The sequence below is a fragment of the Brucella grignonensis genome (genome assembly GCF_002252505.1).
Taxonomy (GTDB): domain Bacteria; phylum Pseudomonadota; class Alphaproteobacteria; order Rhizobiales; family Rhizobiaceae; genus Brucella; species Brucella grignonensis.
The window spans coordinates 41,974-64,553 of sequence record NZ_NNRL01000165.1; the positions used below are offsets into that span (position 1 = coordinate 41,974).

Consider the following 22,580-nt stretch of genomic DNA (forward strand, 5'->3'; position numbering starts at 1 on the left):
GTGATATGGTAAATTTTTCAGCATATGAACATCCATCTTAACTATACGGATCAGCGACGTCGCGGAGACCGTCACCTAGAAAATTGAAGGCCAGAACCACCAGGATCACCGGAATGATCGGAAACAGCAGCCAGGGGTAGAAGACAATGACACTTACACTCCGGGCTTCCGTCAGAAGGATGCCCCAGCTCGTTATCGGTGGCCGCAGCCCCAATCCGAGAAAGCTCAGTGCGGTTTCACCGAGGATCATGCCCGGAATAGACATCGTTGCAGTCGCGATCAAGTGCGACATGAAACCAGGAATGAGATGCCGCCCTATGATGCGGCGACCGCTTGCACCCATCAACTGAGCCGCGAGCACATAGTCTTCTTCACGAAGTGAAAGCAATTTGGAACGCACGGCGCGCGCCAGTCCAGTCCAGTCGAGTAAGCCGAGGATGGCGGTGATACCGAGGTAAATCAGCATGGGGCTCCATGTAATCGGCATGATGGCAGCAAGGGCCATCCACAGGGGAATGCTTGGAATCGATTGAAGTACCTCGATGATTCGCTGGACGATAAGGTCGAAAACTCCACCATGGTAACCGGCAAGGCCACCGATAACAATTCCCAGAGTAAAGCTGATGACGATGCCGATCACCCCGATTGTAAGCGAAATGCGAGCACCATAGAGGATGCGTGACAGCACGTCGCGCCCGAGCCGGTCAGTACCGAGAAGGAAAAGCTGGCCGTCCTTTGCAGGGCAGACAAGGTGGAAATCTGCCGCGATTGCTCCCCAGAATTTGTAGGGATCACCCGAGCAGAAAAACCGCAACGGCTCGACCTGATCTTTCTGATCCACGTAAACGCGCCGCAGCGTGTCCATATCAAGCGTCATCTTGCGGCCATAGACGAAGGGTCCGATGAAATCGCCATTGTGAAAAAAGCGGACCGCCTGTGGCGGTGCATGGATGAAATCGACGTTGCGTGTGTGGAGATTGTATGGTGCTAGGAATTCGACGAAGGCGATCATCACATAGAGCACACCAAGGAAAATGGCTGAGGCAAGGGCCAGCTTGTGTTTTTTAAATTTCCACCACATCAGCTGCAGTTGCGACGCCCGATAGAGCCGGTTCTGCTCCTCGGTCATGACATCGACCGAATGCGGATCGAAAGGTTCTGTCGAGACAAAGTGAGGTAAGGGTGAGCCGGAATCGGGAAGCGGTGATGTCATTTTGTGCTTCCGCCTTGCAGTCTGATACGCGGATCGAGAAAGGCGAGCGCGATATCGGAGATCAACACGCCAATCACCGTCAATGTTGCAAGGAACATCAGGAAAGAACCCGCAAGATACATGTCCTGACTTTGCAATGCCTTGATGAGCATCGGTCCCGTCGTCTCCAGGGAAAGAACGATGGCTGTGATTTCGGCGCCGGAAATGATTGCGGGCAGGATCGAGCCGATATCCGAAATGAAAAAGTTGAGTGCCATGCGCAGGGGATATTTCACCAATGCACGGAAAGGGTGCAAACCCTTGGCGCGTGCCGTCACCACGTACTGTTTCTGTAGTTCATCGAGAAGATTGGCGCGCAAACGCCGGATCATGCCGGCAGTGCCCGCGGTGCCGACGATCAATACCGGAATCCAGAGATGGGAGAGGATAGAGGACGCCTTGGCCCAACTCATCGGTTCGGCCAGGTATTTCTGATCCATGAGATGCCCAATCGAGGTCCCGAACCAGATATTGGCAAAATACATTAGGATCAAAGCGAACATGAAGTTAGGGATCGCAATGCCAAGCAGGCCAATAAGCGTCAGCCCGTAATCTGCCCAGCTATATTGATGCGTCGCTGAATAGATGCCGATGGGGAAAGCGATCAGCCAAGTGAAGATAATCGTGAAGAACGACACCATCACCGTCAACCACAGTCTGTCGCCGACCACCTCACTGACGGGAAGCTGATACTCGAACGAATAGCCGAAATCACCCTGAAGCATGCCGGCAACCCAGTGGAAGTAGCGCAGCACCGGCGGCTTATCGAAGCCATACTGGACGCGTAGCTCCTCGATTTCCTGCATATCGACGGCTTCGCCCTGAGCACGAAGTTCCGACACATAGCTTTCGAAGTAATCGCCGGGCGGCAGTTCGATGATGGTGAAAACCAGAGCAGAAATGATGACTAGTGTGGGGATCATCGCTGCGATGCGCCAGAGGATATATCGCAGCATGGTCAGGCATCCTTACCATACCAGAACGCATCTGGCATAAAAACTCCGAGAAAGCTGGTCGGGTCGAAGCCGTAGAGTCCCTTGTCAGGCACATTGCGGAGGCTATCTGCCCGCAAGATCGGTTGCGGCGTGCTGTTGACGATACCGATTGAAAATACCTCCTGCGAATAGATATTCAGCATCTGCGTCCAGATAGCGGTTCTGTCAGTCATGTCGCTGGAACTCCGCCATTGGCCAAGAAGCTCGATAAGCTGCTTCACCTCGGGAATTTCCGGAGGCTGGCCCTTCATCCCGTTCGACATGTAGTGCATGCCCCACACCGGCCACTGCAGTTGGTCGTCCGAGGTCGGGGCAAGCTCGCCTGGGTTCATGTCCGCAGTCGGGATACCGTTATCGAGCCCGGACCACATTGACATCATGATTTCACCCCCCATCGCTCGGCTGCGGAACACGTCACGCTGAGATGTCCGGATGAACAGCGCTATGCCCACATCCAGCCAGTGATCTGTGATCAGCTCAAGGATATCTGTCTCCAGCGTGCTTTCACCAGCGGTTTCGACCACGATTTTTGCCGGCCGACCGTCGGGCAGCAGGCGTATCCCGTTCTCGTCACGCATTTGCAGGCCTGCGGCGTCCAGCAGGGCGTTTGCTTGGGCCGGATCATGCCCGCTCCACGCAGTCTTGTATTCAGGTTTGAACAGCGGACTTTCGGGCAGGATGGCGTTTGCGCTGTCAACGGCAAGCCCGTAGAACACCGCCTTGTTGATTTCGGTCCGGTCGATTGCCAGCGACAATGCGCGGCGCACCCGTACATCCCAGAAGAGTGCCCGCCAGGTGGCATCAGCACAGTTGAGGTTGGGTAGCAGGCTCACTCGTGAGCCTTCTGTGCGTTTCCATAAACTGACCTTGACCGGAAACCGCTTCTCGGAATCCTTCAGGAAGGCGTAGTCGGAAAAATCGAGACCGTGCGCCTGCAGGTCGCTTTCGCCAGCACCTGTCTTGGCGGCAATGATCGCCGGAGAGCTGATATTCAGAACCACTTTATCAACATAGGGCAATTGCAGGCCGTTTTCATCGACACGGTGGAAATACGGGTTGCGCTCAAAAACGAACTGCTCTGCTGGCGATGCAGTGGTGTTGCGCCACGGATCGAGCGTCGGCAGCTCCGGGTTCTCGGGACGATAGCTGCGCGCCATATTGAAGTGAAGATCAACCCATTTTTTGACGCGGTATTGCTTCATCAATGCCGAAAGCCGGAAATTGTCCTGATACTTCTTGTGAAACTGCTTCATGTATTTTGACGGCAGGACGATCATCAGCGCCTGTGGCGCAGCCAGTTGCGGCAGAAAGTCCGGATTGGGCGCGTCCCAGCTATATCGGACAGTCAATTCGTCGAGGACTTCGAAACGTGGTGGCCTTCCATTGACAAGCAGGACCCGCGGCGGGCCGCCGCGCTTCAGCTCCGTGTTGAGCATCACATCTTCCCAACAATAGCGAAAATCCTCCGATGTCAGATAGGACCCATCCGACCAGCGATGTCCGGGGCGAATTTTGAAGGTGAAGACCCTGTCCTCGATCACTTCGAAGCTTTCGAGAATATCCGCATGCATGTTGAGCTTTTCGTCGTAGCCAACCAGACGGGAATAGCCATAAAGCGTCATCAACCGGATATCTTTCTGGTTGCCGATCAAGGTCCGGATGACACCGCCATTGACACCGGGCTTTCGACCAAGGGCGGCCATGTTGATGACTCTCGGTGTCTTGGGGAGGCGGTCGGCCATGTCGAGCCGATCCCAAGCACCCGGCTGCGGAAATGAATAGTTCCAGTCAAACGATCTCGCCTGCGAAACACCAGGCAGAACGCAGGAAGCAAGCATGCCCAAAGTGGTACGGCGATTGATCAAGGCTTCAGCTCCCGCACATCTGCCGTTCTGCGTGCAAGGACGAGGTGCCCGTTGCCCAGATCCGTCGGTGTCAACATGTCTTCTGGACCATCGTTGCGGAACTGGATGCCCCAGTTGCGCTTGTCGGACGCGCCGCTGGCCCTCAGCTTGCCGAAATCGAGTGGACGGTCGAGATCGGGAAATGGAATCGCCGCGAGCAACGACTTCGTATAGGGATGGACAGGCGATCGCATCAAAGTACTGCGCGGAGCGATTTCGACGATCCGTCCGGCACACATCACGGCGATCCGGTCTGCCATATAATCCACCACCGCCAGATTGTGCGAAATGAAGATGTAAGTGAGCCCAAGCTCCTTTTGCAAATCCTTGAGAAGGTTGAGAATCTGTGCCTGCACAGACACATCGAGGGCTGATACGGGCTCATCGCACAGGATCAGCTCCGGGCCGAGCGCCAGGGATCGCGCGATCCCGACGCGCTGGCGCTGGCCGCCCGAAAGGCCGTGCGGGTAGCGATTAAGATAGCGCCGGTTCAGGCCTACGACATCCATCAGGTCACAAACTTTGTCCAGCCGGGATTTAGCGTTTCCGCGCCCATGGATTTCCAGCGGTTCGCTGAGAATGTTCTGGATTGTCATTCGCGGCGACAGCGACGATACCGGATCCTGGAACACCATCTGGATCTTGGTACGCAGCGCTTGCAGTTCGCTGCCGCGGGCGTTGAGGACATTGATCGGACCTGTGTCGCCGTTGAATGTCACTGAGCCGGCTTCTGGTGTGATGGCGCGCATCAGGATCTTGCTGAGTGTGGTTTTGCCGCAGCCGCTCTCGCCTACCAGACCAAAGCATTCGCCGCGCAGCACATCGAAACTGACATCATTGACTGCGCGTGTTGGCGGTCCGTCATCTTTTGCGAAGAGTGTTTTGCGGGCTGCGAAGGTCTTGGAGACATCACGTACGGAGAGCAGCACATCATTGCGATCCTCATTGAGGGCCTTGCTCTTTCCCATCAATTTGGTGACATCAACAGGCACGTCCCGCAAGGATTTCAGTCGTTCGCCTGGCTTCATGTTGAAATGCGGTACTGCGGCCATCAGCCCCTTGAGATAGGGGTGGGTTGGTTTGCGGAAAATCGTTTCGACAGGTCCCGATTCCATGATCTCGCCGTGATAGATAACGACGACTTCGTCTGCGACATTGGCAACGACACCGAGATCGTGGGTTATGAGCAACATTGCCATGTTGAGCTTGGCACGTAGTTCGCCCAGCAACTCGAGAATCTGTGCCTGGATGGTTACATCAAGCGCGGTGGTCGGTTCATCGGCGATCAGCAGTGATGGCTTGCATATGAGCGCCATGGCAATCATGGCACGCTGACGCATACCACCGGATAGCTCGAATGGATATTTGTCATAGGCGCGCGCCGGGTTCTGAAAGCCTACAAGTCCCAGCATCTGCTCGGTCTGCTCGCGGCGCTCGGCCTTTGTATCTTTAGTATGGATCGACAGCACTTCGGAAATCTGGTTGCCGATCGTATGGAGCGGTGACAACGAGGTCAGAGGTTCCTGGAAAATTTTGCCGATACGGCTGCCGCGCAAGGCGCGTATCTCGGGACCATCGGCTGGCAGGCTGAGAATGTCGACCGGTGGCTGGCCGGGCACGGCAGTATCTTGGAAAAGTATCTTTCCGCTCGCGGACGCAGTGCGCGGCAGAATTCCCATGACGGACTGACTTATAACAGATTTTCCTGAGCCGGATTCACCGACAAGGGCTGTGACTTTGCCTGGCAGGACACGTAGATCCGCTTTTTTCACGGCCATGATTTCCCCGCCCAGCAAGCTGAAGGAAATGCTCAGATTTTCGATCCTCAAGAGATCCGTACCAGAGATCATGCTTGTGGGCCTTCACAGTTACTTGTTTCCGGTGCGGATACCCCGACATGAACGCTAGCGTACGAAAGCTAATGAGTCTATGACTAGATTCCATTCGTCCTGTAGTTGCCATGCCGTAATGGAAAGATATGCGGTGAGAACTGCTTCCCGTCGGGAAGGGGTTACTTGATGAGGCTGCATGCGTTGCTGTCGCGAAGGACGTCCTTGCAGTCGGCTGATCTGCGGAAGTCATCATAGAACAGTGACCATTCGCCGGTTCCAGCCGCACGATATGGCCCAAATTTGAAGTACTGGTTCTTGCCCAGTCCAGCATCGTTGTGGCCAATATGGCCCTTGACCGTCGCGATCCAGAGGTTGTTGGCAAAGATCTCGATATGGCCGGTTCCGTCCGGTCCGGGTTTCGTCATGATCGCAAAGTCGATCCATCCGGAATCGGGGGAGGGAAGGCTGTTGCCGCGCGGCGTAACCGTGATTTTGTCCGTGCAAGCCGCGAAGAGGCCGCCATCTTCCGCAACCCAGTTGATGTCGGTCGCGACGACTGCTCGCATCTGGTTGGTTTCGGGTCGCAACCATACCGGTGTCGAACCTGTGTCGCACGTCGCTGCTGTATCCTTGGTCCCCGTGGAGATGGGCGCGTGATAATTCGTTTCTACCGTGACGAAGAGCTTGCCCTTATTGAGACGCACCGCCAGAAACGGGCTAAAGTCACCTTTCGCTTCGGGGCCGATCTCACGCTTCCATTGGGCGATCACGTAGCGATGGTCATCCCGGGGGATGGGGTCAGCAAACTTGACGGCGAAACCATACCAGACAGCTTTGTCATAGGGTACGCGGAGTGCGGTTTTTTCCCAGATCTCCGCCCGTTCGCTGCAATTTTCGGTTGTCTTTTCGCAACCGGCTCGCACGCTCAGTTTCAGCGCCCCAGTCCCTGTACGTGTGACCGCACTCTGGAACTCGACCGATCCGGCTTCTTGTTCGCGATTGTCGCGATAGTAAAGCCCGCCTGTGGGCGAGAAATCTTCACCGTCGAAAGTGTCGAAAAGGGTTTGGCTCAATGGATCGGCAATCGCTGGGACTCTGACGAAGAATGTAAATATAAGTAATGCTACAGCACATGTCTTCATCATTGCACGAAGTTTCCCTCAAGTTTTCGGGGCTTCTTCTGATTGCGCGAATTGCGGAAAAGCATCATCACCTGCTCGGCCTCGGAGCTTGCATCAGACTTGCCTTTGCCAACCGCCTCGACGTTGCTCATCTTCATGTTCTCTTCGCCTGGCGCCAATATCGTCACCTTGTCCTGGACACCGCGCAGTTTCTTCTCGCCGAGCATCACCCAGTCGCCGCCGCAATAGGTGGTGAACGCCTCGCTGGCGATGATCGGGTGGTCGGGATAGAGCCTGCTCAGTCCCTGTAGCCGCGACACTTCATTGACCGCGCTCCCGAAGGTAGAGAACGTCAGCCGATCCTTGAGGCCGACATTGCCGAACATCACGTTACCGACATGCAGACCCATCCCGTAGCGGATTTCGTCGAGGCCCTTCTTCTTTCGCTTGTTGTTCATGTCAGCCATGGCCGCAACGGCTTGCCGCACTGCCGCCATTGCTGCGCGCGCGGCGATCTCGGACGGTTCCCGGTGACGCCCGCATGGGTAGACTGCAAGGAACCCGTCTCCGATAAAACTCAGAATTTCGCCACCATTCTTGTTGAACGGCGTGGCGATTGCGTCAAAAAATTCGTTAAGGGTGTCGATATAGACCTGTCTGCCTGCCTTGTCGGCGAGGGTGGTCGACTGCCGCATGTCACCCATGACGAGTATTGCGCGAATGGTCTCCCCATCTCCGCGGCGTATTTGGCCAGACAACACACGCTTGCCAGCATTGCTGCCGAGATAGGTGGTGACCATGTTGTCCGCGAGCTTGCCCAACATTGCCATCTTCGCTGCAACTGCAAGGCTGTTCTGGATTCTCAGCAGTGTCTCAACCACTTCGTCGCCGAAGCCACCCGGGGCATCCGTCGTCCAGGAACCCATCATGCCCTGGCTGTCTCCGTCACTAAAGGAGTGTACAAAGGCGAGATAGTCGGTGGCGCCCATTTCCTTCAACTCATCAAAAACCCCAAATTCCGACGGTGCAGACGGATCAATCTGACGACGCAGATGCTCCAAGTTGTTGCTGAGAAGATAGAAATAGGGGCTGTTGAGAAAACGTTCTGTATTCTTCTCGCTGGCCGACGCACGAAATCCTTCGATTTCCATGCCCTTGCCGCGTATCCAGGTGAAGCCGAGCGCGTCGTAGAGCGGATGCAACATTGAGACACTCAGATGGACGCGCATCAGCGGCACACCGGCTGCAGCCAGCCTTTCGCAGAATCCTTCGGTCAGGGTTTCGAGGCTCGCGCCTTTAAGCGCGGATTGTTGTAGCCAGCATAAAACTGGACTGAGCAATGTTTCGGAAACAGTAATCCGGGGGACATCCATCGCTTTTGTTCTTTCCAGCCATCAGCCGCTTCATGGCGTGTCGTCGGTAAATCACGCCGATTAATATAGCGTGTATTAGTCGCAAAACCAGTTTTACCAAAATAAAATGGCAAGGATTTTCGGTAAACGTGCGATGGCCGCCAGGTTGCATGCTTGACATCAAGCCCGCAAATCCGTCACTGAAGGACATTAATTGCCGGAGAGTCATGATCTTGACCGATTCTGCCCCGCTTCACCAAAACCTGTTTACTGCTATCACCAATCGCTCGGCGCGAGTGGGCGTCATCGGCCTCGGCTATGTCGGCCTGCCTCTGGCGATGACCATCGCCAATGGCGGTTTTAGTGTCATTGGCTTTGATATCGACCCTGGCAAGATCGTCATGATTGACGATGGCAAATCTTATATAGAGTCCGTATCCAATACGCTGCTGGGACGCCATGTCGGCGAAGGCCGGTTCCGTGCTACGACTGATTTTGCGAGCCTTGGCGATTGCGATATCATCATCATCTGTGTTCCAACTCCGCTGACCAAACAGCGGGATCCTGACCTGTCATTCGTCGTCAAAACCTGTGACGCGATTGCCCGAACGTTGCAACCCGGGCAGTTGATCGTGCTGGAATCCACTACCTATCCCGGCACGACGGATGGTGTGGTGCGACCGATCCTGGAACAGACCGGGCTGCACTCTGCCAGAGATTTCTTCCTTGGCTTCTCGCCGGAACGCGAGGATCCTGGCAACCGCGATTTCGGAACCTCAAACATCCCGAAGATTGTGGCTGGCGATGGACCGGAAGCATCCCAACTCATGACTGTCTTCTATGGCGCGGTCGTTGAAACAGTCGTTCCGGTCTCGTCCAACGCCACTGCCGAGGCAGTGAAGCTGACGGAAAACATCTTCAGAGCGGTCAATATCGCTCTCGTCAACGAATTGAAGGTCGTCTACGAGGCTATGGGCATTGATATCTGGGAAGTGATCGAGGCTGCCAAGACCAAACCGTTCGGCTATATGCCATTCTATCCGGGGCCGGGACTTGGCGGTCATTGCATTCCCATCGATCCGTTTTACCTGACCTGGAAATCGCGCGAATACGAGCTGCCAACGCGCTTCATCGAACTTGCCGGTGAGATCAATTCGGCGATGCCGCGTCATGTCGTCGACCGGCTGGCTGAAGCACTCGATCGCCGTCACGGCAAGGCCGTCAGCCGCTCGCGCATCCTGATTGTCGGACTCGCCTACAAGAAAAATGTTCCGGACATTCGCGAAAGTCCGTCATTGAAGCTTATCGAGTTGATTGAAGCCCGCGGCGGGTCGACCGACTATCACGATCCGTTCGTCACGACGATTCCGCCGACACGCGAGTATATCGAACTTCGTGGTCGTAGCTCAGTCGCACTGACAGAAGAGGCTGTCAGCGAGTTCGATGCTGTGCTGATCGCCACCGATCACGATCAGATCGATTATCAGGCGCTGGTCAACTGGGCACCGTTGATTGTCGATACGCGAAATGCCTTCGGACGCCGGGACATCAGTGGCGACAATATCGTCAAGGCATAATGCGGCACGTTGTTGAAGAAGGCGGTCGCGGTCATCATGCAGGACCGCGACGAGACTTTGGGAAGCGTTCAGGGCAAAAGCAGCACATCGAACTGTTCCCTGTTGAGCGGGATCTCGCGAACCTTGATTTCGGAAATCTCGTCTCCGAGGAAGATCAGACAATTCTCGTAGAATGACGAAAGCATTTCGACAAATTTTCGGGCTGTTTCGGGACCGTAGAATTCGGATGTAAACTCGGTGTAGATCGGCACGCGGCGGGACATCAGTTCCTGCATGGTGCCGATCGCCACCGGCTCGTAACCCTCAATGTCCATCCAGACAAGGCCGACATCGTTGGCGACAATACCGTACTCTTGCAGGATGCGTGTTACCGGTTTGACCGGCACGAAAATGGAAACATCTTTCGGGCTGCGGCGCATCATGCTGCTTTTGCCGTGATTGTTGAGGTGCTGGAAGAATTCTATCTCACCTTCGCTGTCACCTGCAGCACAGCGGACCGGCGTGACGTTTCCATTCAGGTCATTCTGCGCGATGTTTAATTGCAGGAGCTTGAAATTGCGCGGATCCGGCTCGACGCTGACGATGCGCGTAAAGGCTTTGCTGAGTGCAAAATAGACGGTCTGAGTGCCGATATTACCACCAATTTCCAGCAGCACCTTCCCATCCGTCGGCAACCCACGATTCTGCATGATGGTCAGCAGTCTTGTGACGTGATCGCGCTCAAAATGACCCTTCCGGAAGACTTTCCTGCCAATATAGTCGGAAGGTGAGAACGTCATGACATGGTCGCCGCAATCGACGGTCATCGACAGGGTGCGGGGGCCGATACCATGGATCAACAATTCGCGACCGTATCTGGTGTTGAAAAACCGGGTTGCGAGCCTGTCGCGGAGTTTACGAAAGTGACGCTTCAAGAATTCACCTTGTACCAGAGGACGGATTGCATTTTGTCTGCTTTTAGAGTGGATTCTTAAAACACGCCATATCAGTCATGGTCGACTCCAAGTTCGACGTTGTGTAAGCCGGATGTTTCGGACACTATTCAGATTGAAGAACAAATCATGAGTCGTCTCGACAGTTTCATTCGCCGTCTCTGTGCCCAGCGTGATATCCTGAACAGCATTGCAGATGACATACGCACAATCCCGGGCACTATCATGGAACTCGGTCTCGGCAATGGTCGCACATATGATCACATCAGGGAGCTGTTTCCTGATCGCCGTATCATCGCCTTCGATCGCGTTACGCGATCCTTTGAAAGTTCGACGCCTGACAGCGACAATCTAGTGGTGGGTGAAATCAAAGACACCATCCGTGATTATTTCGGCATTGAGGCAGCGCTTGTGCATGCCGATATAGGCACTGGCCATGACGATCTGGACGCAATGACGCTAACATGGTTGCCTGATGCCGTAGCCTGCCTGTTGAAGACGGGTGGTATCGCGGTCAGCGGTCTGCCGCTCGAACACCCGGATTTGACGTCAATGCCGATACCACAGAATATCCCCGCGAAGCGCTATTTCCTATATCGCCGTAGTTAGCCACGTAAGCCCTGGCAGCCCGCAGTGTGAAGCAGCGTGAAACGTCGTTATTTCGGCTTTATGTAATATGAGATACTTCCATTTTGCAGCAAAGGCACTAGAAATATACTGGCACGGGCGGAAGAGGTTTCGCTAAATGCATAGGTATAAATAGATAGAGCGATTGACCGCGTTGGCACCATAGCAGCCCATCGATCTTAAAAACGGGACTTCATGGAAAAGAACCTAGCCCGCTATATCTGGTCCACGACACGCGCCCAGCAAGCCTGGATTCTTTTCGTCGTCGCCGTCTCGATGATCCCCTATTTCCTGTCATTCGACCTGCCCAAGCAGATCATCAACGGTCCTATTCAGGGCATAGGTTTTGAGAAACCGGGCGCCACGCAGACTTTCATGCGTATCACCTATGATTTCCCGATTTTGGGTGAGGTGGTCTTCTTCGGTGGACTGCAGCTTAACCGCGTCCAGATGCTCATCGGCCTCAGCATGGTGTTCCTGCTGCTGGTTGTGATCAACGGGCTCTTCAAGCTCTACATTAATACCTATAAGGGCAGACTCGGCGAGCGGATGCTGCGCCGCATTCGCTTCGAACTGGTGGACCGGGTACTGCGTTTCCCACCGTTCCATTTCAAACGCGTGCGCTCGGCGGAAATCGCCACCATGATCAAGGACGAAGTAGAGCCGCTCGGAGGTTTTACCGGCGACGCCTTCGTGCAGCCAGCGCTCCTCGGGGGGCAGGCGGCGACGGCGCTCGTTTTCATCCTGATGCAGAATTTCTGGCTTGGCATGATTGCTGCGATCATTGTTGCCGCGCAGGGCATTATCATTCCCCGGATGCGCAAGCGACTTCTGGAATTAGGGCGTCAGCGCCAACTGACTGCTCGCGAGCTTTCGGGCCGCGTCGGCGAGATCGTCGAGGGCATCAACGCCATCCACAGCAACGACACGTCGAATTTCGAGCGTGCCGATATCGCCCACCGTCTGGGTCACATCTTCGCCATCCGCTATGATCTCTATCAGTGGAAATTTCTGGTCAAGTTCATCAATAATTTCCTCGCACAGGTCACGCCGTTCCTGTTCTACATGATCGGCGGCCTTCTTGCCCTGCAGGGCCGACTTGATATCGGCCAGCTCGTCGCCGTCATCAATGCTTACAAAGACCTGCCCGGTCCGCTCAAGGAGCTGATCGACTGGGACCAGAGCCGGCAGGACGTTCAGGTCAAATATGCGCAGGTGGTCGAGCAGTTCAGCGTTGATAATCTTATCGACCCGAAGGTGCAATCGGTCTATTTCGATACAGTTTCCCCGCTTGACCAGCCGCTCGTCGTCACCAATGTCACGGTGTCGGACGATAGCGGCGCGCCGCTTCTGGAACATCTCAATATCGAGTTGAAGCCGACCGAGACCGTTGCACTGATCGGGCCTGCGGGTAGCGGCAGCGACGTGTTTGCCGAACTGCTTGGCCGGCTTGTCTGGCCCTCGACAGGGCGGGTTGCAATCGACAATCAGGATTTTCTTGAGCTCCCGGAATCTGTCACCGGGCGGCGCATCGCCTATGCATCGGGCGATGGTTATTTCTTCCGCGGTTCCCTCCGCGACAATCTGCTCTACGGACTGAAACACGCGCCGTTGACCAAGGTCACCTATGAGGGCGACGATGCGGTAAAACGGCGTTGGCAAATCGCAGAGGCGCGCCGTGCACGCAACGCCGATTTCGATCTCAACAGTGATTGGGTCGACTACGCGGCGATGGGGATCAAGGGGCGGGACGATCTTTATGCCATTGTGCGTCCCGTCCTCGATGCCGTGATGATAACCCATGACATTTTCGATATAGCGCTTCTGTCAAAGGTCGATACGGTTGCCCATCCTGAATTCATCACGCACATCGTGGAGCTGAGACAGGCGCTGCGCAAGCGGCTTGACGGCAGCGATATGGCTGAGCTTGTCATTCCTTTCGAGCGGGATGTCTATAATGTGCAGGCGACAGTGGGCGAAAATCTTCTGTTTGGCGTACTCGACCGCTCCTCCTTGACGATCCGGCAATTGGCGGCGCATCCTTTTTTCCGCGAGGTAATCGCCGAGAACGATCTTCTCGCCGATTTGTACGCTATGAGCCTCGAAATAGCGGAAAACGCTATCGAGCTTTTCCGGGACCTGCCTCCGGATCACCCCTTCTTCCAGCAGCTGACCTTCATGCGTTCAGAAGACATTCCCGATTATGAGATGCTTCTGCAGCGGTTGAAGGGCTTAAGCGTTGATGCGGTCTCGGACGAAGATCGTGTCAACATGGTGCGTCTTAGCTTCGCCTATATAGAGCCACGGCATCGTTTCGGCTTTCTGACCGACGAGTTGAAAGCCAAGATCATCAACGCCCGGACCCGCTTCCTGAGAGACACGCCTGAGGATCTGCGCGCCGTGATCGAACCTTACGAGCCGGACCGCTTCATAAAGCACGCCACACTTCTCGACAATTTGCTGTTCGGCAAGATAAGCTATGGACAGATGAATGCGTCGGAGAAGATCCGGTCGACCCTCATCGATTTATTCGAGGATTTGGGTCAGCAGCGCACCATCATGATTATCGGCCTCGATTTTGATGTTGGTTCGGGCGGCAAGCGGCTGACCAGCGTGCAGCGCCAGAAAATCAATATGGCACGCGCTTTGCTCAAGCATGCCGATTATGTGGTGTTCAACCGGCCGCTGCCATCACTGGATCAGCGTATCCAAATTCAGATCGCGGGAAATATCATGCACACTCTGCATAAAGAAGGTCATAAACCTGCGATAATATGGGCGTTGAGCAATTTTCCGCTCGCCAGAGACTTCGACCGGGTTATCGTATTCGATCACGGACGCGTGGTTCAAGATGGTACCTATGAGGCACTGATACGGGAGGACGGACCGCTCAAGAATTTGCTGTTATAAGTGTGATGAAGGGAAAGATTGATGTTGTTGAAGGATGAGGTCGAAATGCTGCGGCGCATGCCGCTCTTTGCCGATGTAGAGCCGGCGAGGCTGAAGCTTCTTGCCTTCACCTCCGACCGCATGACCTTCAAATCTGGTGAGACGCTGTTCCACCAGGATGACATATCGGACGCTGCCTATGTGATCCTTTCGGGTGATGCGGATATTCTGGTCGATACACCAGGCGGGCCAATCAGAGTCGCCGGAGCCCAGCCCAATTCAATTGTCGGTGAAATCGGCATTCTGTGCGATATGGGGCGCACCGCCACGGTGAGGGCAGCGACGCCGCTAGAAACCTTGCGCATCAGCAAAGAGCACTTCACGAAAATCCTCAGCGATTATCCGGAAATGGCTGTCACGATCATGCGGGAGTTGGCGAAACGGCTCGGCCAGACCACTGCTGAACTGACACTCGAACGCAGTCGCAACCAGAATATGCGTTCTAATTGAACAGTATGTTTGACCTGGTGCGGTTCTGTTCAATTTTCACCATTCGGTAACATGAGCTATGACGACGAAACGTCCCCGTCGAAACTCGCGCTTAGCAAGACCGGGCTGTTGAGCGGAAATACGACCTTTTCGATTTTCCGCCAGGCCAATATACTCGGCATCAGCCGAGCCATTGCCTATTACTTTCCGCGACCGGTCTCTCGATGGCCGGTCCAGCTTTGATGTGCTGGATAAACGAGTTGCATCTGGATTATCTCTCACCGGGGCCGGATGTTGTAGGAGCTTTTGAATGCCAAAGGTATGATGTCGGTCTCCTGCACATGCAAATGCTGACGAGGAAGATGGGCATTGAGACGATCTATCGTCGCCTGAATGCCTCCAAGCCTGCGCTGAGCCATGAGGTCTGTCCGTATCTTCTGAAGAAATTTGCCATCACTCGACCCAACCAAATCTGGACGATGGACATCTTGGTTATGTTGTGCGCCATAATGCTGTTGCGGCGGGAACTGTTCTTTGAGCGGAGTTAGTGGTTCAGCATCAAAGGATAATCGTGCAGAGGTTCATAATTACAAAGAGTTATATAGCGTATTGGTACCGGAGTTCCATGCCGGTTCAAAACTGGCGAGGGAGAGCCGAAAGCCCGCTTACTGCGCAATAGATTTTCATGTCATGTCAAGAAAACGGGACCATAGGGCCCCGCTTCATGTTTAGGCATCGAAGATGCTTATCGCGATTATTTTATCTGCCTGCGGCCTGCTGCGCAAAGACATAGCTGTCATAGGTATATTCTGCGACACGGAACCACTCGAAGCCTTCGTCACGGAATTTTTTCCAGCTTGGGTAAATTTTGGCCCATGCTGGATTTTTCTCGTTGTACTCCGCGTAGAGTTCGAATGCGACCTTGTAGGCGGCATCCAGAACGTCTCGCGGAAGCGGTTGAAGCTTCACGCCCTTCGACACCAGCGAACGAATCGCAGCGGTGTTCTTCACGTCATAAAGCGAGATCATGTTCTGGGTCGCAGCTTCGGCAGCCGTATTCAGTGCAACCTTGTATGGCTCCGGCAGGCTTTCATATTGCTGCTTGTTGATGAAGAAGTGTACCGAAGCGCCGCCTTCCCAGAAGGCCGGGTAATAATAATATGGCGCGATCTGGTAGAAGCCGAGTTTCTCGTCATCATAAGGACCGACCCATTCGGCCGCATCGATGGTTCCGCGCTCCAGCGATGGATAAATGTCACCGCCCGGAAGCTGTTGCGGAACGACGCCGAGGCGCGACATGACCTCGCCAGCCACGCCCGCGATACGCATCTTCAGGCCCTTCAGATCCGCAAGGCTTTTGATTTCCTTGCGATACCAGCCGCCCATCTGGGCCGCCGTGTTGCCGCCGACGATACCGACAATGCCATAATCGGCAAGGAAAGCATTATAAAGCTCGTTGCCACCGCCATGATAGAGCCATGCATTCTGCAGGCGTGTGTTCATGCCGAAGGGAATAGCCGTCCCAATGGCGAAGGCCGGGTTCTTGCCGGTGAAATAATAGCCGCACGTATGCGCCATTTCGACCGTGTTGGCCTGAACCGCATCGATGGCCTGCGGGCCAGGCACGATTTCACCGGCCTGGAATACCTGAATCTGGAACTTGCCTTCTGTCATCTTTGAAACGGCATTGGCCATATAGACTGCACCGCCGTAGATCGTATCCAGATTGTTCGGGAAGCCCGAAGTCAGACGCCAGCGCAGCGTCGGCAACTCCTGCGCGATTGCCGGTGTTGCGAGTGCCGCTCCACTTGTGGCAGCGGCAGCGCCGATTGCGGCACCCTTCGTCAGAAATGTGCGACGGCTCAAATCCTGTTTCATGTGTTTCCTCCTAAGATTGTTCTGGTTTATCAGGACTTACGCAATGCTCGTTTTCCCCTCATTGCGCAGGTTTTTGCTGTTGGTCTTTGTCCTGTCCGAAGCTCGGCTGCGGAGAACCGAAAGACGGCGCGGGCAGAGGCTCAGTTGACGGCGAAGGCGCTCCGAAAGGTGCGGGTGCTGCGCCGAACGGATTGCCGCCGCCAGCATCTGGCATTGGCACATTGATCTGGATCGATGCCGGATCGGCCTGCGGATGGCCGCTCTTGTAGTGGGTGACGATGCCCGGGAAGCTGATGATGATGCCGACCATAACAAGCTGGATCAAAAGGAACGGGATCGATCCCATGTAGATTTGGCCCGACGTCACCGGCTGGATAGTCGCGCCTGTGACCTTGTCCTTATAGGGGCGGGATGGAGCGACCGAACGCAGATAGAAGAGCGAAAAGCCGAAAGGCGGATGCATGAACGATGTCTGCATATTGACCGCCAGCATGACGCCAAACCACACCAGATCGATGCCGAGACTGTCGGCCACCGGCGCCAGAAGCGGGATGATGATGAAGGCCAGCTCGAAATAATCGAGGAAGAAGGCCAGAAAGAACACCAAAAGATTGGCGACAATCAGGAAGCCGACTTCACCGCCGGGAATGGACGTCATCAGGTGTTCGACCCAGATGTGACCGTTGACGCCATAGAAGGTGAGCGAGAAAACGCGTGCACCGAGCAAAATGAAGATAACAAATGACGAGAGTTTCGCAGTCGCGTAGAGAGCGGAAGTCAGCATCGGTAAGTTAAGGCGGCGGTTGATGATAGCGAGAAGCAGCGCGCCGACCGCCCCCATCGCGCCACCTTCTGTCGGCGTTGCCAGGCCAATAAAGATTGTTCCAAGGACAAGAAAGATCAACACAAGCGGCGGTACCAATGAGAACACGACACGCTGAACGAGCTTCCAGCCCCTCAATGTACGAGCGTGCACCGGTAGCGCGGGAACAGTATTGGGTCGCAAGATCGACATGCCGACGACGAAGGCGCAGTAAAAGCCGACAAGCAACAGTCCTGGGACGAGCGCGCCCTTGTACATATCGCCTACCGAACGTCCAAGCTGGTCGGCGAGAACAATGAGGACAAGGCTGGGAGGGATGATCTGCGCCAAGGTTCCGGACGCTGCAATTGTCCCGGCCGCGACTTTCCGGTCATAGCCATAGCGCAGCATGATCGGCAGGGAAATGAGACCCATGGAAATGACAGAGGCTGCAACCACGCCGGTCGTTGCTGCCAGCAACGCACCGACAATAACCACTGCAAATGCGAGCCCCCCGCGTACAGGTCCGAAAAGTTGTCCGATCGTATCGAGCAAATCTTCCGCCATGCCGCTTCGTTCCAGAACAAGCCCCATAAAAGTGAAGAATGGAATGGCAAGCAATGTCTCGTTCGACATCTGCCCAAAGATGCGATCGGGAATTGCGCCGAACAGATTGACCGGCAGCAGGCCCAGTTCGATGCCGATGAAACCGAAGACGAAGCCGACAAAGGCAAGGGCAAACGCGACGGGATAGCCCAACAGGAGCACGGCTACCAGCGAGAGAAACATGAGGGGAGCGAGATTTTCCGCAAGAAATGCAATCATGTCCATTCCCCTCAGAGCGACTGCGCTTCGGCATCTTCAACGGCGACCTTGTCCGGGATCTGCCCTTGTAGGATGGCGATACGCTTGATGAGTTCGGATATGCCTTGTAGTGCCAGCAGGCCGAAGCCGATGGGAATTAGAATCCAGACCGGCCAAAGCACCAATCCGCCTGTATTGTTGGAGGTTTCTCCACTGGCCAGCTTCGCCTCAACGATTGGCCATGAGAGATAGATTGTGATGAGGCAGAATGGCAGAAGAAAGAAAACCGTACCGAATATCTCGACTAGCAACTGGGTTCGTCGTGAATAGCGACTGTAGAGAAGATCGACCTTGACGTGTTCGCTATGCAGCAGCGTGTAGCCTGCGGCAAGCAGAAAAACCGCGGAGAACAGATACCACTGCGCCTCGAGCCACGCATTGGAACTGACGTTGAAAAGTTTGCGAGAGACAGCATTGATGGCACTTATAAGAACCGCCACAAGTATTAACCAGGATGCTGATTTTCCGATGAAATTATTGGCCGCGTCAATGGCGCGCGACAACGCCAGCAAAACTGACATCGCTCCTCCCCTTCTTTTCCGCCTCCTCAAGCGGTTTTGGAGGATACTATGATCGAGGACTCATCGCGGCAAGACGACGATAGACCAAAGCAACAAAGCTATACCCACTAGTGGGTAAGCAAATTGTTGGTTGGGGATGATTAAAGCGACGAGAGGCTCAGTCTGTTTTCAATGACATAGCGTGTGAGACCAGCGGTGCTGGCAATTCCGAGCTTCTTCTTGATATTTTTGCGATGTGTTTCAACCGTTGCTTCTGAAATACCCAGTCTGGTCGCAATCTCACGATTGCTGCCACCTTCTGCAACCAGTACCAGCACATCGGCTTCGCGCGCGGACAGCCCTTCAGATTTTTTCTCGCCTCTTTCCAAAAGCGCTTCGGAAACGCCTGAAGAGAAATATGTGCCTCCAGATGCAACGGCATGAATTGCCGTGACAATTTCTGTTGTTGAGACATCTTTCAAAACATAGCCTGATGCACCACGCATAATAGACGTGGAAATGTATTCGCGGCTGTCATGCATGGACAACATGAGGATACGAATACCGGGCAGTTGCTTCTTGAACAGTTCGATCGCATCGATACCGTTGAGAAGTGGCATATTGATATCCATCAACACGACATCGGGATCAGCCGATGACGCAAGCTCCAGGGCGGCGCGAGCATTTGCAGCGGCACCAACTATTTCAATATCTTCATAGGTTTCAAGAACCGCACGTAAACCGTCCAGAACCAGAGGATGATTATCGACCAGCAATACGCGAATTTTACATTCGTTCGTCATGCGACTCCTGCTTCCGGCCTTTTTTCTGTGACCGATTTCGGCAACTGTGCAGTGAGTTGCGTACCATTTACGCCTGTTTCAACCAAGAGCACACCGCCAAAATGTGCCATACGTTCCTGCATATTTCGCAAACCCAATCCCGATAGTCCATCCTTCAGATCACGTGCGGTGAAACCGTTGCCGTTGTCGGTAATTGTCATTGTTATTTTACCTTTTAGGCCGCGAAGCCGGATGTCGACCTGGTTGGCACCTGAATGCCGCTCAATATTGGTAAGAGCTTCCTGTACAACCCGATAAAGCGCGGTGCTTGGTTCCGGTTTCACCATTTCGCTCAGGCCACTCGCTTCAAAATGTGTCTCTATACCGGTGCGTTCTGAAAAATGGTCGCAAAGTGCTCTCAAAGCGACCGTCAGTCCCAGGTCATCCAGAATACGCGGACGCAGATCATGAGAGAGACGGCGCACTTCTTTAATTGCTCCGTTGAGGGCGTCGGATGCTTTTTCGATTGCCTGTGGAGCTCCGCTACTCGCTGTTCCGACCTGACGACTTGCAAGATCGATGGCATAACGCACCCCTACGAGGTTCTGCGATATACCGTCATGTAGTTCGCGTGCCAGGCGTGCTCTTTCTTCTTCCTGTGTATCGATGATGCGCTGTGCCAGCTCTTTAAGTTTGGTGTCGGCCATTCGCCGTTCCCGCAAGTTAAGCAACATGCAGGTAGCGAAGACGAGCATCACTGCTGGGACTGCAATTAGGCTGACGACCAGGAATGTTGTGCGGATATTGGCCCGGAAATCCGCATTTGCTGCTGCGGTTTGTGCGTAGACGTCATCGAGATAGACGCCCGTTCCGAGCATCCATTTCCATTTATCCAGACCCACAGCGAAAGAAAGTTTATCGGCCACCTCGGCACTGGAGGGCTTTTCCCATTTATATTGATGCAGGCCACCTCCTTCTTTTGCTTTATCAATGAGATTGGCGATGACGCGATCGCCGTCCGGATCAACGAGATTGAGCCAGTTGTGCCCCGGACGAAACAATTGGCGCGGATGAACAACGTTGTTGCCGTCATAGTCATAAACGAAAAAATAGCCATCACGGCCATAGTCAAGCGATGTGAGGATCGCCCGCACTTTTTCCATTGCTTCTGTATCGTCAGGACCGGCGTCTTCATAGATTTTCTGAATGGACGACAGTGCGAGATTGGTAAGGTTCAGCAGCTCGGTTTCCTTGGCCTTCAGCATATTCTTCTCAAAAGTAGCAATGCTGCTTTGTACAAGCTTTGCTGACTGCCATGTGATGAAGGCAGTTACGGTGAGAATAGCCACGATAAGCGGCACGATTGCCAATGCAACGATCTGGTAACGTAGCGTCAAGTCTGAGCCTCCGACTTCATCGCAGATGACATTAGCTTTAGATTGCTGTCACGTTAAGCGAAAGAGGAGTAATACCAAAATTCATTGAATGAAACTCATGGACTTTGGTTAAGCCCGAGTGGCGCTTGAACTTTATCAAGGCGTGATGCGTTAGCATCTTAGCGCCTTGGTATAACTTGAGTATATTTTCCAAAAGTGAAAACTGGTTTTGGGACGAGGAGCGGTTGTCCGGTTGCGTCAATTTCAGTATCGCCGTTGGTAACACCGGCAAAGTATGTCGGCCACGCTGGGGCCAAACGTATGGATTGGCCCGCGATCCATACGCCTCTACTCGTGTAACTGCTCAGCAGTGAGCGTTGCGGAGCCAGTCGGCGAGTGAGCGGCGGCTGCCGGAGCGGCCGCGCATGGCTTCGGCCGCGCACATAGAGTTGAGTACGGCCTCCTGTGTAGATTCGGTTGCTGCACGAAACAGAATATCGATACGGTTTTCGTTAAGTGCTGTGAAACGAACGATATCATTTGGTTCATCATGGTCGAACGATACAGCCGTTGAAAATCCAACAGCTATGTCTCCGCTACCATGCCCCCAAAAGGCACCAAGCCGCGCCAGGCCAGCGCCGCAACGGCGCGTGACACGTTTTAACTGGCGATGTTCCAAGGGAACATCGGTTGCAAGAACGAGAATGACAGAGCCTTTTTCCGGTTGAGGCTGGGCTTTGGGGGAAGGCATGCGTCCGTCCGGTAGAACCAGATCACCTGCACGGCCAAAATTGGTGAGTGCCAATACACCCAGATGATAAGATTTACCGTCAAGTTCGAACTGGCGCGAAGATGTGCCAATGCCTCCCTTGAAACCAAAACAAGTCATGCCTGTTCCAGCCCCGACATTACCTTGAGTAACTTCGGAACCTGAATTTTTCAGCGCCAGACGCGCATGTTCTTCGGTAACCGCCATTGCCTGAATGTCGCTGAGAGGTCCGTCATTGCATTCAAGCACAACCGGATTGACGGTTGCTGTGGTGCGGCCAATATCGGGATTGATCGCAATTGCATCACGGATCAATGCATTAGCACAGGTCCCCACACCGAAGGTATTTGTGAGGAGGATTGGAGTTTCAAGAGTTCCCAATTCCTCGATTTGCAACAGACCCGTGCTTTTGCCGAAGCCATTGATAATATCGCAGGCAGCCAGCACCTTACGGCGATACATGTTCCCGCTATGCGGGATGATAGCAGTAACGCCTGTATTGATATCACCCTCGCGCAACGTATGATGGCCGACACGTACGCCCGGCACATCGGTGATGGCGTTGTTTGCACCTGTCGGCAAAATGCCACAAACGATGCCGAAGTCGCGTGCCATATCAGTCATTTTTGTTCCCGAATC

Annotated in this window: 18 protein-coding genes; 5 read left to right on the top strand and 13 right to left on the bottom strand. The window is 54.2% G+C overall.

The genetic code is table 11. The features are described 5' to 3' along the window. Positions 1–37: 37 nt before the first annotated feature. From CEV33_RS19825 to CEV33_RS19850, 6 genes are all read right to left on the bottom strand, one after another. Positions 38–1,213, bottom strand: coding sequence for an ABC transporter permease (locus tag CEV33_RS19825; protein WP_094542120.1), 1,176 nt, complete (start codon positions 1,211–1,213; stop codon positions 38–40). Beyond that, on the bottom strand, positions 1,210–2,208 hold the full coding sequence (locus CEV33_RS19830; protein ID WP_078340101.1) for an ABC transporter permease: 999 nt from the start codon (positions 2,206–2,208) through the stop codon (positions 1,210–1,212). The genes CEV33_RS19825 and CEV33_RS19830 overlap by 4 nt, the downstream gene beginning before the upstream one ends. A 2-nt stretch (positions 2,209–2,210) precedes the next feature. Further along, on the bottom strand, positions 2,211–4,112 hold the full coding sequence (locus CEV33_RS19835; protein WP_167388191.1) for an ABC transporter substrate-binding protein: 1,902 nt from the start codon (positions 4,110–4,112) through the stop codon (positions 2,211–2,213). Then, positions 4,109–6,001 carry an ABC transporter ATP-binding protein gene (locus CEV33_RS19840; RefSeq protein ID WP_094542121.1) on the bottom strand — a complete coding sequence of 631 codons (1,893 nt, stop codon included), beginning with the start codon at positions 5,999–6,001 and terminating at the stop codon, positions 4,109–4,111. Before CEV33_RS19840 ends, CEV33_RS19835 begins: the two co-directional genes overlap by 4 nt. A 161-nt stretch (positions 6,002–6,162) precedes the next feature. Beyond that, complete coding sequence (locus CEV33_RS19845; protein ID WP_094542122.1) at positions 6,163–7,128, bottom strand: polysaccharide lyase; 966 nt, start codon at positions 7,126–7,128, stop codon at positions 6,163–6,165. Further along, a complete protein-coding gene (locus CEV33_RS19850) occupies positions 7,125–8,477 on the bottom strand; it encodes an adenylate/guanylate cyclase domain-containing protein (RefSeq protein WP_094542123.1) in 1,353 nt (450 codons plus the stop codon). Before CEV33_RS19850 ends, CEV33_RS19845 begins: the two co-directional genes overlap by 4 nt. A gap of 206 nt (positions 8,478–8,683) precedes the next feature. Between CEV33_RS19850 and CEV33_RS19855 the strand changes: the two genes are divergently transcribed. Further along, positions 8,684–10,033 carry a nucleotide sugar dehydrogenase gene (locus CEV33_RS19855; RefSeq protein ID WP_167388192.1) on the top strand — a complete coding sequence of 450 codons (1,350 nt, stop codon included), beginning with the start codon at positions 8,684–8,686 and terminating at the stop codon, positions 10,031–10,033. Positions 10,034–10,101: 68 nt separating this feature from the next. On the opposite strand, the gene CEV33_RS19860 is transcribed toward CEV33_RS19855, so the two are convergent. After that, complete coding sequence (locus tag CEV33_RS19860) at positions 10,102–10,974, bottom strand: FkbM family methyltransferase (protein ID WP_094542125.1); 873 nt, start codon at positions 10,972–10,974, stop codon at positions 10,102–10,104. Between the two features lie 120 nt (positions 10,975–11,094). Here CEV33_RS19860 and CEV33_RS19865 point away from each other — a divergent pair, with 120 nt between their 5' ends. From CEV33_RS19865 to CEV33_RS19880, 4 genes are all read left to right on the top strand, one after another. Beyond that, positions 11,095–11,574 (top strand): class I SAM-dependent methyltransferase, encoded by a 480-nt coding sequence (locus tag CEV33_RS19865; protein ID WP_094542126.1) that lies wholly within the window; start codon positions 11,095–11,097, stop codon positions 11,572–11,574. 213 nt (positions 11,575–11,787) lie between these two features. Then, on the top strand, positions 11,788–14,502 hold the full coding sequence (locus CEV33_RS19870) for an ABC transporter transmembrane domain-containing protein (protein WP_094542127.1): 2,715 nt from the start codon (positions 11,788–11,790) through the stop codon (positions 14,500–14,502). A 21-nt stretch (positions 14,503–14,523) separates the two neighbouring features. Then, a complete protein-coding gene (locus CEV33_RS19875) occupies positions 14,524–14,991 on the top strand; it encodes a cyclic nucleotide-binding domain-containing protein (RefSeq protein WP_094542128.1) in 468 nt (155 codons plus the stop codon). Positions 14,992–15,194: 203 nt separating this feature from the next. After that, entirely contained in the window at positions 15,195–15,518 is a 324-nt protein-coding gene (locus CEV33_RS19880) for a hypothetical protein (protein ID WP_094542129.1), read from the top strand. A 211-nt stretch (positions 15,519–15,729) separates the two neighbouring features. Here the strand turns inward: CEV33_RS19880 and CEV33_RS19885 are convergent, their stop codons facing one another. The 6 genes from CEV33_RS19885 to CEV33_RS19910 all read right to left on the bottom strand — a co-directional run bounded on the left by CEV33_RS19885 (position 15,730) and on the right by CEV33_RS19910 (position 22,565). After that, the gene (locus CEV33_RS19885) at positions 15,730–16,848 is read right to left on the bottom strand and encodes a TRAP transporter substrate-binding protein (protein ID WP_094542130.1); all 1,119 of its coding nucleotides are present in this window, start codon (positions 16,846–16,848) and stop codon (positions 15,730–15,732) included. Positions 16,849–16,906: 58 nt separating this feature from the next. Beyond that, entirely contained in the window at positions 16,907–18,475 is a 1,569-nt protein-coding gene (locus CEV33_RS19890) for a TRAP transporter large permease (RefSeq protein WP_094542233.1), read from the bottom strand. 11 nt (positions 18,476–18,486) lie between these two features. Next, on the bottom strand, positions 18,487–19,035 hold the full coding sequence (locus CEV33_RS19895; RefSeq protein ID WP_094542131.1) for a TRAP transporter small permease subunit: 549 nt from the start codon (positions 19,033–19,035) through the stop codon (positions 18,487–18,489). Positions 19,036–19,175: 140 nt separating this feature from the next. Next, a complete protein-coding gene (gene mctR / locus CEV33_RS19900; protein WP_094542132.1) occupies positions 19,176–19,817 on the bottom strand; it encodes a two-component system response regulator MctR in 642 nt (213 codons plus the stop codon). Continuing rightward, positions 19,814–21,193 (bottom strand): two-component system sensor histidine kinase MctS, encoded by a 1,380-nt coding sequence (gene mctS / locus CEV33_RS19905; RefSeq protein WP_094542133.1) that lies wholly within the window; start codon positions 21,191–21,193, stop codon positions 19,814–19,816. Before mctS ends, mctR begins: the two co-directional genes overlap by 4 nt. Positions 21,194–21,536: 343 nt before the next feature. Next, positions 21,537–22,565 (bottom strand): DmpA family aminopeptidase, encoded by a 1,029-nt coding sequence (locus CEV33_RS19910; RefSeq protein WP_094542134.1) that lies wholly within the window; start codon positions 22,563–22,565, stop codon positions 21,537–21,539. Between the last annotated feature and the right edge of the window lie 15 nt (positions 22,566–22,580).

What these genes read in the sequence shown, in the direction of transcription:
- CEV33_RS19865 (WP_094542126.1), top strand. Translation starts at nt 11,095, where the DNA reads ATGAGTCGTCTCGACAGTTTCATTCGCCGTCTCTGTGCCCAGCGTGAT.
- CEV33_RS19895 (WP_094542131.1), bottom strand. Translation starts at nt 19,035, where the DNA reads ATGTCAGTTTTGCTGGCGTTGTCGCGCGCCATTGACGCGGCCAATAAT.
- CEV33_RS19830 (WP_078340101.1), bottom strand. Translation starts at nt 2,208, where the DNA reads ATGCTGCGATATATCCTCTGGCGCATCGCAGCGATGATCCCCACACTA.
- CEV33_RS19875 (WP_094542128.1), top strand. Translation starts at nt 14,524, where the DNA reads ATGTTGTTGAAGGATGAGGTCGAAATGCTGCGGCGCATGCCGCTCTTT.
- CEV33_RS19910 (WP_094542134.1), bottom strand. Translation starts at nt 22,565, where the DNA reads ATGACTGATATGGCACGCGACTTCGGCATCGTTTGTGGCATTTTGCCG.
- CEV33_RS19885 (WP_094542130.1), bottom strand. Translation starts at nt 16,848, where the DNA reads ATGAAACAGGATTTGAGCCGTCGCACATTTCTGACGAAGGGTGCCGCA.
- mctR (WP_094542132.1), bottom strand. Translation starts at nt 19,817, where the DNA reads ATGACGAACGAATGTAAAATTCGCGTATTGCTGGTCGATAATCATCCT.
- CEV33_RS19880 (WP_094542129.1), top strand. Translation starts at nt 15,195, where the DNA reads ATGGCCGGTCCAGCTTTGATGTGCTGGATAAACGAGTTGCATCTGGAT.
- CEV33_RS19840 (WP_094542121.1), bottom strand. Translation starts at nt 6,001, where the DNA reads ATGATCTCTGGTACGGATCTCTTGAGGATCGAAAATCTGAGCATTTCC.
- CEV33_RS19845 (WP_094542122.1), bottom strand. Translation starts at nt 7,128, where the DNA reads ATGATGAAGACATGTGCTGTAGCATTACTTATATTTACATTCTTCGTC.
- CEV33_RS19855 (WP_167388192.1), top strand. Translation starts at nt 8,684, where the DNA reads ATGATCTTGACCGATTCTGCCCCGCTTCACCAAAACCTGTTTACTGCT.
- CEV33_RS19850 (WP_094542123.1), bottom strand. Translation starts at nt 8,477, where the DNA reads ATGGATGTCCCCCGGATTACTGTTTCCGAAACATTGCTCAGTCCAGTT.
- CEV33_RS19890 (WP_094542233.1), bottom strand. Translation starts at nt 18,475, where the DNA reads ATGATTGCATTTCTTGCGGAAAATCTCGCTCCCCTCATGTTTCTCTCG.
- CEV33_RS19870 (WP_094542127.1), top strand. Translation starts at nt 11,788, where the DNA reads ATGGAAAAGAACCTAGCCCGCTATATCTGGTCCACGACACGCGCCCAG.
- CEV33_RS19825 (WP_094542120.1), bottom strand. Translation starts at nt 1,213, where the DNA reads ATGACATCACCGCTTCCCGATTCCGGCTCACCCTTACCTCACTTTGTC.